Annotated in this window: 13 protein-coding genes; 9 read left to right on the forward strand and 4 right to left on the reverse strand. The window is 58.4% G+C overall.

The genetic code is table 11. The features are described 5' to 3' along the window. Nucleotides 1–61: 61 nt before the first annotated feature. The 4 genes from H7C18_RS16815 to H7C18_RS16830 form a co-directional block, all read right to left on the reverse strand. A complete protein-coding gene (locus H7C18_RS16815) occupies nucleotides 62–1450 on the reverse strand; it encodes a glycosyltransferase family 2 protein (protein WP_185130254.1) in 1389 nt (462 codons plus the stop codon). Then, the gene (locus H7C18_RS16820; protein ID WP_185130255.1) at nucleotides 1444–2526 is read right to left on the reverse strand and encodes a glycosyltransferase family 4 protein; all 1083 of its coding nucleotides are present in this window, start codon (nucleotides 2524–2526) and stop codon (nucleotides 1444–1446) included. The genes H7C18_RS16815 and H7C18_RS16820 overlap by 7 nt, the downstream gene beginning before the upstream one ends. A 14-nt stretch (nucleotides 2527–2540) precedes the next feature. Next, nucleotides 2541–3260, reverse strand: coding sequence for a glycosyltransferase (locus tag H7C18_RS16825; RefSeq protein WP_185130256.1), 720 nt, complete (start codon nucleotides 3258–3260; stop codon nucleotides 2541–2543). An 88-nt stretch (nucleotides 3261–3348) separates the two neighbouring features. Continuing rightward, nucleotides 3349–4359: a ketoacyl-ACP synthase III gene (locus H7C18_RS16830; protein WP_185130257.1), complete on the reverse strand. Its 1011-nt coding sequence runs from the start codon at nucleotides 4357–4359 to the stop codon at nucleotides 3349–3351. A gap of 186 nt (nucleotides 4360–4545) precedes the next feature. Between H7C18_RS16830 and H7C18_RS16835 the strand changes: the two genes are divergently transcribed. The 9 genes from H7C18_RS16835 (at nucleotide 4546) to H7C18_RS16875 (ending at nucleotide 15331) form a co-directional block, all read left to right on the forward strand. Further along, nucleotides 4546–5433, forward strand: a complete 888-nt coding sequence (locus H7C18_RS16835) for a YhcN/YlaJ family sporulation lipoprotein (protein ID WP_185130258.1) — start codon at nucleotides 4546–4548, stop codon at nucleotides 5431–5433. A gap of 157 nt (nucleotides 5434–5590) precedes the next feature. Continuing rightward, nucleotides 5591–7039 carry a spore germination protein gene (locus tag H7C18_RS16840; RefSeq protein ID WP_337913623.1) on the forward strand — a complete coding sequence of 483 codons (1449 nt, stop codon included), beginning with the start codon at nucleotides 5591–5593 and terminating at the stop codon, nucleotides 7037–7039. Between the two features lie 12 nt (nucleotides 7040–7051). Then, on the forward strand, nucleotides 7052–8161 hold the full coding sequence (locus H7C18_RS16845; RefSeq protein ID WP_185130260.1) for a GerAB/ArcD/ProY family transporter: 1110 nt from the start codon (nucleotides 7052–7054) through the stop codon (nucleotides 8159–8161). Continuing rightward, the gene (locus tag H7C18_RS16850) at nucleotides 8139–9293 is read left to right on the forward strand and encodes a Ger(x)C family spore germination protein (protein WP_185130261.1); all 1155 of its coding nucleotides are present in this window, start codon (nucleotides 8139–8141) and stop codon (nucleotides 9291–9293) included. The genes H7C18_RS16845 and H7C18_RS16850 overlap by 23 nt, the downstream gene beginning before the upstream one ends. 289 nt (nucleotides 9294–9582) lie before the next feature. Then, nucleotides 9583–9807, forward strand: a complete 225-nt coding sequence (locus H7C18_RS16855) for a helix-turn-helix domain-containing protein (protein ID WP_019422432.1) — start codon at nucleotides 9583–9585, stop codon at nucleotides 9805–9807. A 765-nt stretch (nucleotides 9808–10572) separates the two neighbouring features. Next, on the forward strand, nucleotides 10573–11511 hold the full coding sequence (locus tag H7C18_RS16860) for an ABC transporter permease (RefSeq protein ID WP_238357757.1): 939 nt from the start codon (nucleotides 10573–10575) through the stop codon (nucleotides 11509–11511). Nucleotides 11512–11514: 3 nt separating this feature from the next. Beyond that, nucleotides 11515–12390, forward strand: coding sequence for a carbohydrate ABC transporter permease (locus tag H7C18_RS16865; protein ID WP_185130262.1), 876 nt, complete (start codon nucleotides 11515–11517; stop codon nucleotides 12388–12390). Nucleotides 12391–12461: 71 nt separating this feature from the next. Beyond that, complete coding sequence (locus H7C18_RS16870) at nucleotides 12462–13475, forward strand: response regulator (protein WP_185130263.1); 1014 nt, start codon at nucleotides 12462–12464, stop codon at nucleotides 13473–13475. Next, nucleotides 13472–15331: a cache domain-containing sensor histidine kinase gene (locus H7C18_RS16875; RefSeq protein WP_185130264.1), complete on the forward strand. Its 1860-nt coding sequence runs from the start codon at nucleotides 13472–13474 to the stop codon at nucleotides 15329–15331. Before H7C18_RS16870 ends, H7C18_RS16875 begins: the two co-directional genes overlap by 4 nt. Nucleotide 15332: the final 1 nt, after the last annotated feature.

The following is a 15332-nucleotide window of genomic DNA, read 5'->3' on the forward strand; positions in this document are numbered from 1 at the left end:
TTGGCGCTCCTGCGTCAGCCGGGAGGCTTCTTGCCGTTCGCTGCGGGCGGCGGCGCGCGTCTTACGGAATCGGCGGTCCCATCGGGGACCGTGCCAGAACGTGGAGAGGAAGCGGAACGGTCCGTTCGCGCTGCCAACCGTACCGGCCGAGAGCCTGCTCGCTTAGGAGAGGCCGAAGTCGCTGGCCTTCGCCGTAATAGAGCGTACCGTCCGGCCCCGAGTAGAGCAGATGATCGATGAGCTCATGCTCCTCCCAGACGTCCCCTTGGATCGGCCAGCCTTCCGGCAGCGAGTGGAGGACGCTAAACGGGAGAGGAACCGCTTCTTCCGGCCGGTAGCCGAACGTCCTCCACGAGGCTTCGCCTCGGAACGGATATCGGATGCCGTAAGCGATAAGGTGCATGCCGCCCTCCGGATCCGAGGCGTGGAAGACGTCGGGATAGTCCCGCAGCATCCCGCTTAACGGACGGATCGGCAAGCCGTCAGGCAGGCTGCACAGCAGATCGTCGGCCCCATGCGCCACCCGGGTGTAAGACATCCTCAGCCTCTCGAAATCCGGGTATGAAGCGACGCCGCGCTTGACGCCCCGCTCGATCCGGTAGACGGCGCCGGAACTAGCCATGCCGTACCAGCCTCCCGGAAGAGCCGTCGGAAGGGGCTCGTGGTGCGGATGGGCATGCATAAATGAATTCGGCAAAAATCCGGGGTCGAGGTGGAGAATCAGCCTTTCCGGATTGAAGCCCCACTTGCGCAGGAATCGCTTGCGATTCAGGCCGGCAATCGTGTAAGGGTCCAGCGAGTTGCGCTTGAAGCTGCGGTTGCCTTCGTGATAAATGTAGGTGTCCCCCGCCACCCGAAGGGCCAAGCCCTGCGTTAAGGCGCGATAGCAGAGGTCAATGTCCTCATAGCCGCCGATGGAGAACCGATCATCCAGGCCGCCCAGAGAATTCCAGGTGTCGCGGCGTATCATCATGCAAAAACCGCTGATGGAAGTCGCGTCGCGCCAGCGGAACGGATCATGTCGGTTGAAACGGTCGGCGAAGGCGAAAAAATGTTCGTCCGAGGAGAACGTCTGCTTGTTCAACTGCATCGGAAGCACGAAATTGGAGACGGGACCGACGACGCCGACAGACGGATGCGAGAGCAAAGCGGCCTGCAGCTGGCTTAACCACCTCGGCGAGACGAGAGTATCGTTATTGAGGAGAAGAATCAAGTCTCCGCCGGCCATCGCCGCTCCCTGATTGCAGGCCGCGGCGAATCCGACGTTCCCCTCGTTGCACATGAATTTGATATCCGGCTGCTCATACAGCCAGCCGATCGTCCCGTCGCTCGAACCGTTATCGATAACGATGAGTTCGTACGGAGCGTCCGTAAACCGGCGGATGCTGTGCACGCACCGCAGCGTCTGATCCATGTTGTTCAGCGTCAGAATGACGATGCTGGTCAGCATCCCGGAACCCCAAGAGACTGAAGCATCTGCACGAAGTTGGCTGCGTAGAGATCGGGGTGGAAGTTTTGGCGGACATGCTCTTCCCCTCTGGCAATCAGTCTGCTGCGCAGATCCTTATCGTTCATGAGCCGAGCAACCTGGGCGGCTGCTCCGCCCACGTCGCCGTGCTCGTAGTAAAGCGCCGTTTGCTCGTCTATGAGAGAGGTGCGAACGCCGTCGGAATCGGAAGTGACGACCGGGCAATGGCAGCTAAGCGCCTCTACCGCCGCGTAGCAAGCCCCTTCCGACAACGAGGTGATGCAGAGCACGCCTCCGGAATCTCCGATGATCGACAGGATGTTCGGCATCTGATGATGGGGGACATGATGAAATTCCCGCAATCTTCGTTCGAGACCGAGCGACGCGACCATGCCGCGCATCTCTTCCTGTTCGCCCGGCATCGCCAGCCACGGATCGCTGAGCATCCACACTTCCAAATCCGGACAATCCTCAGCCGTCCTGGCGGCAATCCGCAGAAAATCCTTCCAGTTCTTATTGGGCTCCAACCGGCCGATCCAGCCTGCGATCGGACGCGGATAAGGGGCCATGTGCTGGTAGTGGAACGTGTCCGCGTCGAACGGATTGTTGAAAGCGAAATGAGGTGCCTCCGGATACCCCTCCCGAAGGATGTCCCGCAGATGCGGCGTCATCGGATAAAGGTAGGCGTTGACATAAGGCGCCAGGAAAGGTTTCGCCGACAGCAGCGTCTCCCGAGCCTGCGGCATCGGGCCGAAGCCCTGAATCTCGAATAGGATCGGGCCCGCGAAACCCAATTCCCGAAACAGACGAACCTGCCCGAAAAAGGAAAGAACTACGACGGCCGCATAGCCGCCCGCATTCAGAATGGAACGGATCGCTTCCGGATCTTCGGCGTAAAAGACGGTTGTATCCGCATAATTCTGCGCTCCGCTTCCGGATTGGAAATACAGGAAATGGGCTTCGATACCTTTGCGCGCAAGCGCCTTGTGTCTCATCCGGTTCAGCGTGTCGACTCCCCCGCTGGGGAGAATAAACACGAACAGCACTTTGATGGCCATTAGACGGTCCTCCTTTAAGGCATGGCTTGCAAAAACGAGTTCATCTGAGGAGCGTAGTGGTCCCGGACCCGCGAGAACTCGCGGTCCACGACAGCTTTCCGTTGCCGGGTTCCCATGCCTTCGTGCCATCGGTAAGCCGTCAGCGTTTCGTTAATGTAGTGGAAGTCGACGTTTGCGAGGAACACGCGCAGCCAATATTCGTAATCCTGGGTGCACGATAACGCTTCGTTGAAATAGCCGACTCTCTCCGGCAGGGAGCGGTGCATCATGACCGTGCAGCCGTTGACCGGGCAGAAGGTGTACATGGCGCTGAAGAAGGCCCGAACGGACGGAAATTTAACCGCAAGGGACGGCATCATAAGCTCGTTGAAGGGGCCGATGAGGTTGAAGTCGGTGCAGCTGATGAGCGCTTGGCGTTCTCTCATGTATTGGACTTGTGTGGCCACTTTGTGGGGGTAGAAGCAATCGTCCGAACTGAGCCAGGCGATGTATTCGCCGGCAGCCATTCGAATGCCGTAATTGAGCGCGCTGGCCGTCCCCCCGTTGGATTTGCCCAAGTAGTGGATTCGTGAGAGGAACGGCTTCAGCTTCTCTTGATGAAGGGTGGAACCGTCGTCGACGACGATGATTTCGATCGGGGAGTAGGTCTGCTGCAGCGCGCTGGCGACAGCCTGGTCGATAAACGGGCAATTGTAAAAAGGAATCACGATGCTGACAAGTGGTTGGTCGGACATGCGGGCAGGCCTCCTGAACTGGGATGATACCAGTTTACGTGGACAGGAAGCCGCCGCCACGACGGTTGAACCGCGTCATCGGCCTGTTTTAGCCGCGCAGGGTCCAGTTCAGGAGCACGCCGGCCTGGGTCAAACCCGCGCCGAATCCGTACAGAGCCACGAGATGCCCGTCCTTTAGCCGTCCGTCCCGGACCGCGAGATCGAGCGCGAGCGGAATGGAAGCCGCAGACGTGTTGCCGAACCGTTCCGCGCTTGTCAGCGTTCGTTCCGGAGATATCTCCAGACGCTCGCACATGGCGTCCACCATGCGCAAGTTCGCGCTGTGGGGCACGAACCAATCGAGTTGCTCCATGCCGAGGCCGGCCGCGTCCAGCAAGCGGCGAATCCCAAGCGGGACTTGGGTGACCGCCCATTTGTACACCTCGCGGCCGTTCTGCACGATTTTGCCGCCGCCCGTCAGCGGCTCGCCGTTCAACTCGGAGGCCAATCCCGTCGCATAAACGAACGAGCCGCCCGCTCCCCAAACGGCCGCGTCCGACGCGAGAATCCGGCCTTCCTCCGCGCGCTCGACCAGCACGGCGCCAGCGCCGTCTCCAAACAGGATACAGGTGGACCGGTCGGTGTAGTCGGTTATCTTCGACAGCGTCTCCACGCCGACGACGAGAACGGAACGGTACGCTCCGGTCAGAATCAAGCCGTTCGCCATCTGCAGGCCGGCGGCGAACCCCGCACAGGCCGCGTTCAAATCGAAGCCAAGGCAGGATCGCATGCCGAGCGCCTCCTGAATGCGCGAAGCGACGGATGGAAACGGCATATCCGGCGTCGTGGTCGCGACGAGAACGGCGTCAATATCCTCCGGCGATTTCCCGTACCGCTCGGCCAGGTTGCGCACGGCGGCGATCGCCAAATGGCTGGAGAATTCGTCCGGCCCGGAGATTCTTCTCTCCTTGATGCCGGTCCGGCGCGTAATCCATTCGTCGTTCGTATCGACCATTGCCGCCAAATCGTCGTTCGTCAACCGTTTCTCCGGCACATAGCTGCCGATGGCCGTTATCGCGGCACGGCTTTTCCACTCCGTCGCGCCCGTTTGCGTTTGCATCGTCTGGGTCCACCTTCCGATCATAATATTAGATACTAGAACCAGGTACTAATTTTCGATTTGCCTTTATCATAATTGCAAAAAGTGCTACTGTCAATCGTCCTTTGGCCAAGGATAGCCGGCTACCCGGAGGACAAACTACGGAAAGGCGCCGGGACGCCAAAGTTGACCGTAAGGAGGATCACGATGCACAAAATGATGACCGTGTCGACGGTAGTCCTCTCCACCGCGCTGGCTTTGACGGGCTGTATGGCCAAGCAGGGGGACGTCGGCAACAAAAATATCCGTTCCAACAACTATCGGATGCACGGCGCGAACGGCACCCGGTTCTTGAACGATCAGGCTGCCGAGCAAAACCGCATCCACGGAACGCAGCAGATGAACAACAACGTCGGCTCCAGGCTTCACGGCAACTCCAAGCTCGAGATGAGCCAGAAGATCGCGGACCAGCTGGCCGCCCTTCCCGAAGTGAAGTCGGCTTACGTCATGCTGACGAACCGGAACGCATACGTCGCCATCTCCGATGACAAGGACGGCATGAAGATTCACAACCGCAACCGGGGCGGAACGCATACGATTACGCCTTACAGCCTGGGCGCGGCGCCGGACCGCGGGGTAGGCCCGAACAATCCGAATTCGGCCGGCTGGAACGGCCACGTCCGGAGCAATAACGGCGTGACGGCCGGAGGCGGAACGACGGCCGGAGGGACGGGACTTACCGGCACGAACGGCGCCGGCATGCCGGGAGCGGCCGGTACCGCGACCGATCAGGAAGTATCGGATCTGGTCAAAAACAAAGTCGCCGACATCGTCAAAGGAATGGCTCCTACGACAGACAACGTCTACGTCTCGTCCAACGCCGATTTTTACGGACGGATGAAGGGATTCGCCGATCAAGTGAGCGGCGGCCATCCGATCCAAGGCTTCGTTACCGAGTTCAACGCGCTCGTGAACCGCATCTTCCCGACGGAAGCCGGCACGTACAACGGCGCTCGCACTTATTCCAAAACCGCGCCTTCGTATTACGCTCCGACGACTCCGTCCCATGGCACGGCTCGCGGCATGACCCGCTGATCCGTTGTCTTCAAGCAAGCCGGTCCCCGCGGATTCGCGCCGCGCGGACCGGCTTTTCTTCGGCAGGCCGACGCCTCTTCACCTGCGTATGACGCCGGAAACAATAGGGAAGGATTATCCATATCTTCTTCATCTTTTATAAAAGGGGAGAGTTATGGTGGATAAGAGCGGTTCCGCCGAGGCGGACGCGACGGCGTTGACGGATCGGCCTTCGCTTCAGAAAATATTGGAACATTTCAAGGACTGCTCGGACATGACGCGCCGCAGCTTCTCCTCCTGCGGCGTCGAAGCGGTTTATTTCACGTTCCTGGCCGGCAACGATGAGCTCTTGCGCGACCTGGTCTTGCCGTTTGCGGACGCCGATCCCCAAGAGGCGGCCTCCGTCTTGTACCGTCCTCCTTATTGTACCGTCGAAACGCTGGGAGAATGTATCGAAGGCATCCTGAACGGCCATGCGGCGATCTTCCTCGAGGATCGCGCCTGGCTTGCCGACGTCGCGAGGTCGGTCGGCCGAAAGATCGAGCAGTCCGAGACGGAGACGGTCATCGCGGGACCGCATGACGGCTTCGTCGAGAATTGGACGGAAAACCTGGCGGTTATCCGGAGACGGCTCAAAAGCGCCAAGTTGAAGACGGTCATGCTCTCCGTCGGCGAAGTGAGCAAGACGAAAGTGGTCTTGCTCTATTTGGACGGCATCGCCAATCCCGCGTTGGTCGACCGGATGACCCGGCGGGTCGAGAGCATCGAGATCGACGGGGTGTACGACGCCAATATGTTCGTTCAGCTGATCGACGAGAACCCGAACTCCGTCTTTCCCCAATTCATGACGACCGAGCGTCCCGACGCGGTCACCTCCAAGCTGCTTGGAGGCCGGATCGCCTGCATTGTCGACGGAAGTCCGTCCGTGTTCAGCACCCCGACCTCGTTTTTCGATTTCTTCGCTTCGCCCGACGATTATTACCAGAGGTGGCTGCTCGGCACGGCGCTCCGCATGCTGCGGATTCTCGGCTTCTTGATCACGATCTGCTTTACCGCTTTTTACGTCGCGATCACCACGTTCCATTACGAGATGATTCCCCATACGATGCTGCTGAACTTGACCGAATCCCGAAGCAAGGTGCCGTTTCCTCCGCTGATCGAAGCGCTGCTCATGGAGACGACCATCGAGCTGCTGCGCGAGGCCGGGGCCCGGCTGCCGACGAAGATCGGCCAGACCATCGGCATCGTCGGCGGGATCGTGATCGGCCAGGCCGCCGTCCAGGCCGGCTTCACGAGCAATATTCTGATCATCGCCGTCGCCACCTCGGCGATCGCTTCCTTCGTCATTCCCAGCTATATCATGAGCGCGTCCCTGCGTTTGATCCGGTTTGGCCTGATTATCCTGGCCGGAATCCTGGGCAACCTCGGACTGATGATGGGAATCGCGCTGGTCATTATCCAGCTGGCCGGCATCACGAACCTTGGGGCCTCTTATTTGACGCCGGTCGCTCCCGCCAATCTCGCGGACGCGATCGACACGTTCGTCCGCGGGCCGTTCTATGCGCTTCGGAAACGCCCGTCCATCGCCCAATCGCCGAATCCGGTCAAGGTCAAAATGAAAAAGTAGCGGGGGGTCCGCGTGACCGAAAAATTGAACGTTTTCCACATCGCTTTGCTTATCTACATGATCGAGTTGGATATCACCATATTCAGCCTGTCGCGGGTCGTCGCGGAGAATATCGGGACGAACGGCTGGGTAGGAGTGATCCTTCTATCCGCGGCCGCTCTCGTTAACATCTGGATGTACCGGGCGGTTTACGTGGTAGGCAAGGGCCGTTCGGTTCACGAGATCGCGGAAACCGTCGTTCCCCGGGCGCTGCTCATCCCCTGCTATATGGCGCTGTCATTGTTTTGGATTGCGGTCGGAGCGTTGGTCGGCAAAAATTTTATTACGCTTTATCAAATGCTATCCTTTCGTTCGACTAGCGAGATTATGATTTTCCTGTTTTATTGCGTTCTGATCTATTGCCTGCTCGTGAAAGACCTTTATAGCATCGTCAAAGCGACCACGGTCTTTTTTTTGATCACCTTCGCGCTGAATATATTGGCGCCGTATTTCTCCCGCGATTGGAGTCTGACGCGATTTACGACTTCTTTTTTTCAAGGAACGGAGAAAGGACATTCCCTGGCGGGCTGGACGGAGGTCTTTATCGTGAATATCGGATACGAGCTGTGCATGTTCCTGTTCCCCTACGTAGATCGGAAGAGCAAGCTGTTCAAAGGAGTGGTCGCCGGACATCTGCTCAACACGTCCGTTCAGCTTCTGGTGGTCTTCATCGCTTTCGGATTTTTCAGCTTCCAGCAGCTGCAGGTGATGGAGTATCCGGTACTCAATACGCTCGAATATTTCGAGTTTCCGTTTATCAATCGCATCGACAACTTAATCTATTGCGTCTTCTTGTTTCCGAATCTCGTCTCGTCGGTCATGTTCTGCTATGCCGCGCTGGCGACGATGCGGCGCGTATTCCCGAAAGCGAAGCCGAAACTGCTGGAACGCGGGATAGCGGTAGTGCTGTTCGGGGCCGGCTGCGTGTCCATTGCGCTGAATCCTTTCGGCAACCTGCTCAACAATGCGTATTATCTCGAGACGATACTGGCTTTCCTCATTCCGGCGCTGCTTATCCCTGCCGCTTACCGGATGCGCCGCAAAGAAAGGAGTGCCGGACATGAGGAGTCGGGCAGCGGGTAAGCTTTCCCGCTTTCTTGCGTTGCTGCTGGCGCTGCTGATGCTGATGATGACCGGTTGTTCGGACCAACGGATCATCGAGAAGATCGGCTTTATCCGCACCATCGGATTGCAGGCCGCCGCCGAGGACGAAGGCGAGGAGGAAGAGGAAGAGAATACCGGGAAAATCAAGGTGACGATCAGCATTCCGAAGACCAAGGAGCAGGATGTGATCGTCTATTCGACCGTCTCCAAGACGATCCGGCAGGCAATAAAAGTGTTCGATTTGCAGAACGACCGGAAAATCGTCAACGGGCAGCTCCGCCAAATTGTCTTCGACACGGCGCTTTCGCGGAAAGGGATATGGAAATATCTCGACACTCTCATGCGGGACGGGTCCGTCGGCAACCGCGTGCACGTCGTTATCGCGGAAGGGGATCTGAACCATATGTTGTCCCGAAACTTTGAACAAAGCGGGCCCGCCGGCGAATACATCGACAATCTTCTGCGCACGGAGCGCCGGATGGGAGACGTCCCGGATTCGAACCTGTATACGTTCCTGAGAGACTACAAGGACGACGGAATCGAGCCCTCGGCGTCCATTCTCAAAGAGACCGGGAACAGCCTGATCGTTAACGGGATCGCGCTGTTCCAGGAAGACCGATACGTCGGGAAGATCGACGCCGAGGAGAAGATCTACTTCGGCATGCTGCTCGGGAACATCAGGGCGGGCGACATGTTCTTGGATTACCCGGACAAGGACTTCGTCAGCGAGGACTCCACCCTGATGAGATTCAACAGCTCGCGGAAGCTCAAAGTTCTATCCGTCGGCGGAGGCGCTCAGCCGCCGAAAGAGAAGATATCGCTGAAGTTGACCGGCACGTTGCTGGAATACAACGGCGGCCTGGATTTGGAGAGCACGGCCGAACGCCATCAACTCGAAGATGAGATAGAGAAGTTCGTTCAGTTGAAATGCGAGGCCGTTCTGGCGACCATGAAGGAACTGAAATCGGACGCCATCGGTGTCGGCCAGCATGTCCGGAACGCCATGCCCTATGCCGCATGGAAGCGGCTGGACTGGCCGGAGGAGTTCGCCCGTTCGCAAATCGAGGTGCACGTCGACGTCCATATCAAGAGCTTCGGCAAGCTCCAATAAAAAAACGGGAAAAAGAAGAATAAACGGCCGCAATCGGGCGTTTGCCCGGGCACCCGAACAGGGATCAGCCGCATATTGTATCGTGAGTCCCGGAAGCAGCGAAACAGCGGGCGGCGCCGGCCCCGGTCCCCGGCGTCCGATCCTCGCGACGGAATGATCCTTTTGAAGGCTGTACGCCCAAAATTACCGGGTTACCGCACCAGTGTCCGAGGCCTTTCATAAGATAAAGTTGACTGTATCCCTTAACCTTGTAATCATTCCATTCCCGGGCAAGGAGGGGTGACACACGTTGAAAGGCAGCGATCACAAAAGCAAATTCCTTCTCACCAATCGGGAACGCGAAGTTTTCGAGTTGCTCGTGCAGGACAAAACGACCCGCGACATTGCCCAGCAACTTTTCATCAGCGAGAAAACGGTCCGCAACCACATCTCGAACGTAATGCAGAAGCTGAACGTCAAAGGTCGTTCGCAAGCGGTTGTCGAGCTGATCAAACTTGGGGAGCTCAAGATCTGACGAGAGCAGATCTTGAGCGAGACGCAGCCGACCTTCTTTTTCGCTGCCGGTTTCCCCGCGCAGCGGGAGAGAAGGTTTTTTGACGGTCTTGCCAGCATTGCATCCATAACCGGCCGGTTCGCTGCCGCGGCGCCGTATCGGCCTTCCTCCAAGCCAAGGAGAGCTTCCTTGGTTTTTTCTTGGTTGGAAAGCCGGAGCTTTATTCGTTTCAGTCTATTTTAAGGGCTTCGATGTAAAGCTCGATCGTCAACTCGTTTCCGACAACGAGGCCGCCGGTTTCCAGAGGCGAGTTGAAGGTCAAGTCGAAATCTCCGCGATCGATGCGGGGCGTCGGAATGGAAGCCGGCGCGCTCCCGGCCGCGAGGATCGCGGTTCAGTCCTGCGAACTCGGTATGGAAGGTGACCGGCTTCGTCATTCCGCGCACCGTCAGATGGCCCGTCAGGAAGTCATCGCTCTTCAGATGCTCGTCCCGCTGCGGTTGGCGAGTGGTGATGCTGTTTGCGTCCGGAACTGTGTTCCGGATCGACTTGCCAATGTTTTTTGCTCATGTGAGGATACCAACCTTTCTTCTTGCGGATTTTGTGCGGATACGCTTAGACCTATACCCAAACGCTACTGGCAACGGGATGCAGTAGCGTTTTCTCCTTTTTCTGTCTTCTCCCCAACAAAGTGAAATCGGTTAAGAAAAAGACATTCCGGTCAACGCAATCGGGCAGGGCGATCTCTATAATGAGGACAAATGCGGTTCATATTTGGAGGTCGCCATGAGGAAGGCTCTTGCAGCAGGCGCTGCCGTCCGCCCGGACAAGAACCGGTGGAGCATGTCCCACCTGCCGTTTTACCTGATGATATTGCCCGGGCTGCTTTATTTTATCGTGTTCAAATACGTTCCCATGTTCGGACTCGTCATCTCCTTCCAGCAGTACGATCCGTTCGTCGGCATCGCGAAGAGCCCATGGGTCGGCTGGGACAACTTCCACAGGCTGTTCATGGAGCAGGATTTCCCGCTGCTGCTCAAAAACACGTTCCTGTTCGCGGGACTGGACATTCTGTTCTTCTTCCCCGCCCCCGTCGTGCTGGCGCTGCTGCTGAACGAGGCGCGGCTCAAGGCATTCCGGAATTTCGTACAGACCGTTCTCTACGCGCCGCACTTCATTTCTTGGGTCGTCATCGTCTCTCTGACCATTACGCTGTTCTCCTCGCAGGACGGCATGATCAACCAATGGCTCTCTTCCGCGGGGCTGGGGACGATCGATCTGTTTGCGAGTCCGGGCTGGCTGAAGCCGATGTGGCTCATTCAGAACATCTGGCAGGGAATGGGCTGGGGCTCGATTCTCTACCTGGCCACGATGGCGTCGATCGACCCGTCCTTGTACGAAGCGGCGCGCGTGGACGGCGCCGGACGGTTCCGCCAGATCTGGCACATTACGCTGCCCGGCATCCGTTACGTCGTCGTCGTGCTGTTTATTTTGCGGCTCGGCAGCTTCATGGACATCGGCTTCGAACATATTTTCCTGCTGCAGAATCCGCTCAACTTCCACGTCTCCGACGTATTCGACACGTTCGTCTACCGGACGGGCATTCTTCAGCGGGACTACAGTTACTCGGCGGTCGTCGGCATGTTCAAGTCGGTGGTCGGGCTCGTGCTCGTGATGGGAGCCAACCGGCTCGCCCGGAAGTTCGGACAGGAAGGGGTGTACTGAGCCATGAGTTCAACCCGGTCTACTCTGCGGGACGGCGTGTTCCAACTCGCCGTCGTCATCATTCTGCTCTTGCTGACGCTGGCCGTCGTGTTCCCGTTCCTGCTCACCGTCACGAGTTCGTTCGCCGACAGCAAGGAGCTTCTCCTGAAGAACGTGGTGCTCTGGCCCAAGCACTGGACGCTGGACGCATACAAGTTCCTGCTGGACAACGATCAGTTCGTCCGTTCGTTCCGGAATGCCGTCGTCATCACGGTCGTCGGCACCGCGATCAACATGGCGCTGTCCGTGCTGATGGCGTACGGCCTGGCTCAGCCGGGCGTGAAGGGCAGAACCGCCGTCAACTTCATGGTGCTGTTCACGATGCTGTTCCACGGCGGCATGATTCCCACCTACCTGGTCGTGAACAAGCTCGGGCTGATCGACTCCTACTGGTCCATCTGGCTGGTGGGCGCGATCGCGCCGTTCAACATGATCGTCATCCGCAGCTTCTTCCAGACGCTTCCCAAGGAACTGAAGGAATCCGCGCGGATCGACGGATGCGGCGAGTTCAAAATTTTGTGGCGGATCGTCCTGCCGGTCTCCATGTCGATGATGGTGACGTTCGCGCTGTTCTACGCCGTCGCCAACTGGAACACTTACTTCCAGGCGATTCTGTATCTGAACGACAGCGACAGCTATCCGCTGCAGGTGTTCATGCGCCAGGTGCTGATCGTGAACCCGTCCGAGCTGGGGCTCGACGTCACGGACAGCGGCTATACGTACACACCGGCCGTCCGCCATGCCGTCATATTGCTCGCGGCGCTTCCGCTGCTCGTCGTCTATCCGTTCATGCAGAAGCATTTCAGCAAAGGAATGATGGTGGGCTCCGTCAAAGGATAAGCCTCCCAAGGTTTCCCCTGTTAAAGAAACCGGCGATCGAGTAAGGTGGAAGATGACAAGGGGGAGATCGGATGTATCATGTGCTGGTCGTCGAGGACGAGCCGTTGATCCGGGATGCGATCGTGGAGATGGTTCACCAGCTAGAGGGGTTCAAAGTGACCGGAGAAGCTTCCGGCTGCGAGGAAGGCTGGCGGCTCGTTCAGGAGCTGTGGCCGACCTTGCTCGTCACGGACATCCAGCTTCCGGACGCGGACGGGCTCGAACTGATTCGCCGGATTCGCGAGTCGCAGCTTCCGGTCGTCTCGATCATCGTAAGCGGCCACGACCATTTTCCATATGCCCAGAACGCGATTCGCCTGAACGTATCCGAGTATTTGCTGAAGCCGATCTCGGAACAGGAGCTTCACGCCGCGATCTCTCGGTCGATCGGCCGGCTGGAGACGCTCGCGGAGCCCAACCGGATGCTGGTCGACATCCAGCGGTTCATCGACCGCATGCCGGATTGCCAATCGGTCGAGCTGTTCGAGCAGGCGGATCGGATCCTGAGCGCGATCTTCGGCGGCCGGTCGCTCGAACCGGGGGCCCGGATCAGCTATCTGCGCGTTTTCCTGGGCAAGCTGACGGAATATATCAAGACGGTCTATCCGGAACTGAGGGAGGCCGAGCTTCCCGACGAAGCCGGCGAGCAGATGACCCGCAAGCTGTTCCACGATCTGCTCCACGAATGGGTTCGCCGGTATCCCCAATTCGCGGGCAACAACATGAGACTCGTCATCAAGCGCGCCTGCGAGTTCATGGAGAACAACCTGCAAGAGGAAATCACGCTGAAGCAGATGGCCGACTATTCCCACTTGAGCGTCTCCTATTTCGGGGTTCTTTTTAAGCAATATACGGGCAAAAGCTTCGTGAATTACTTCAATCAGATTCGCATCGAGAAGGCGATGGAGCTGCTGCGGAATTCGGACCGAAAAGTCTACGAGATCGCGGAAACCGTCGGGTTCGCTTCTCTTCCGTACTTCAACCGCGTCTTCAAGCAGGTGTCGTCCCTGACTCCGAACGAATACCGGAAGAGCCTTGGCCTATGAAATGGGGACGCTGGGTGAACCGCTACTCGATCCAGACCAAGCTCGTCATTCTGCTCCTGACGGCGACGCTGTCCGCGATCGCGCTCACGGGGGCTTTCTCTCAGTATTTCTATATGAAAGCGGCCAAAAAAGACTTCTTTCAGTTCGCGGACGACGCTTCGTTCCGGCTGAACCGCCAGATCGAGCTCTACTTCCAGCAGATGAAAATATCCGTCTCTTCGCTCCTGGCCGGCCCGCTGCCGAACCGCAACGATATCGCCCGCTCGGCGGAGAGCGTCGGCATCATCCAGAACTGGCTCGTCAGCGAGGGGCCGACTTCTCCTTCAAGGTTGGCCGATCTGCAGGACGTTCTCAACAATTACATCGCGCTTAATTACAGCGAAGTGGACAGCATGTTCCTGGTCGCCGCCGACGGCCGCATCGTATCGAACCTGCAGAACCTGGACGACCCGGCCGAAGCGTACCGGGACGAACCGTGGTACGGCTCGCAGATGAGCGAGAATTTGCAGGTGCTGCCGACTCACCGGTCCGGTCCGACGGGCAAAGCGGTCATCTCGCTCGTGCTTCCGATCTTCTCCACCGACAGCATGAAGCTGGCCGGCCGGCTGGTTCTTAACCTGAGGATCAGCGAGCTGGAGAAGACGATCGTTCGCTCCACCCTGGCGAAGAAAGGCTATTTCTTTATCGTCTCGAAGGACGGGACGATCGTTTATCATCCGGACTCCGGCCTGCTCGGCAAGCCGATGGGAGAGACGGAGCTCGCCGGATTGAAGCTGGACCGTTCGTCTTCGGTTCAAACGATTCAAGGCACCCAGATGCTCGTCTCCAGCAGCCGTTCGGAGCTGGCGGATTGGAAGCTGGTCGCCATGGTTCCGTTCGAGGAGATGGCCAGCGGGGTCAAGGTGGCGCGCAACGCGGCGCTGGCCGCGATTCTGATTCTCGTTGCGATCGTGCTCGTCCTGGTTCCGATCGCCGCGCGGCGGTTTACCCGTCCGCTCCGGCAGTTGAAGCGGCTTATGGAGCAAGCGGAGCGCGGCAAGCTGGACGTCAGGGCGGACGTTGTGCCCGGCCGGGACGAGATCCAGATGCTAGGCCACGGCTACAACCGGATGACGAGCCGGCTCGGTGAACTGATCGACACCGTCGGCCGGATGAAAGTGAACGAAATGAACATTTTGCTCGGGCAGAAAGAAGCGATGATCCGGGCGCTGCAGAACCAGATCAACCCGCACCTGCTGTACAATACGCTGGAGATCATCAACAGTCTGGCCTATGTCGAGAAAAACGAGCGCATTCAGGTCATCGCCAAAAATCTCGGCGATTACTACCGCTATACGGCATCGATCAAAGAGCCGTTCGTCACGCTCCGGGAGGAGCTCGAGCACGCCGGGAAGTATCTCGAGATCGTGAAAATCCGCTTCCCCCGGCACTTCCAAAGCCGCTTCTACGTGAACGAGAAGTACCTGGAGATGCGAATCGTCAAATGCTCGCTTCAGCCGCTCGTCGAAAACGCCGTCAAATACGCCGTCGAGCCGAAGCGCGGCAGCGGCACGGTTATCGTCAGCGCGTATCACGAGCAGCAGGATCTCGTCATCGAGGTCGCGGACAACGGCGACGGCATACCGGCGGACAAGCTCGAGGAGCTGAACCGGCGGCTGGACGGCATCGCCGCGGAGGCGGACGGCAAGCTCGGCGGCAGCCCGTCGCTCGGCATCGCCAACGTCCATGCCCGAATTGCGCTGCAGCACGGTCCCCGCTACGGCCTGACGATTACTTCCTTCGAAGGAAGGGGAACGGTCGTCTCGATCCGCGTGCCGCTTGACTGCCGGGCGGAAGGAACCGGACACGACGAATAAA

Origin of the sequence: Cohnella zeiphila (genome assembly GCF_014212055.1) — a bacterium.
GTDB classification, from domain to species: domain Bacteria; phylum Bacillota; class Bacilli; order Paenibacillales; family Paenibacillaceae; genus Cohnella; species Cohnella zeiphila.

Bases quoted from the DNA above. Each gene is read 5' to 3' on its own strand.
- H7C18_RS16860 (WP_238357757.1), top strand. From the start codon at position 10,573: ATGAGGAAGGCTCTTGCAGCAGGCGCTGCCGTCCGCCCGGACAAGAAC.
- H7C18_RS16820 (WP_185130255.1), bottom strand. From the start codon at position 2,526: ATGGCCATCAAAGTGCTGTTCGTGTTTATTCTCCCCAGCGGGGGAGTC.
- H7C18_RS16865 (WP_185130262.1), top strand. From the start codon at position 11,515: ATGAGTTCAACCCGGTCTACTCTGCGGGACGGCGTGTTCCAACTCGCC.
- H7C18_RS16830 (WP_185130257.1), bottom strand. From the start codon at position 4,359: ATGCAAACGCAAACGGGCGCGACGGAGTGGAAAAGCCGTGCCGCGATA.
- H7C18_RS16875 (WP_185130264.1), top strand. From the start codon at position 13,472: ATGAAATGGGGACGCTGGGTGAACCGCTACTCGATCCAGACCAAGCTC.
- H7C18_RS16870 (WP_185130263.1), top strand. From the start codon at position 12,462: ATGTATCATGTGCTGGTCGTCGAGGACGAGCCGTTGATCCGGGATGCG.
- H7C18_RS16815 (WP_185130254.1), bottom strand. From the start codon at position 1,450: ATGCTGACCAGCATCGTCATTCTGACGCTGAACAACATGGATCAGACG.
- H7C18_RS16835 (WP_185130258.1), top strand. From the start codon at position 4,546: ATGCACAAAATGATGACCGTGTCGACGGTAGTCCTCTCCACCGCGCTG.
- H7C18_RS16850 (WP_185130261.1), top strand. From the start codon at position 8,139: ATGAGGAGTCGGGCAGCGGGTAAGCTTTCCCGCTTTCTTGCGTTGCTG.
- H7C18_RS16825 (WP_185130256.1), bottom strand. From the start codon at position 3,260: ATGTCCGACCAACCACTTGTCAGCATCGTGATTCCTTTTTACAATTGC.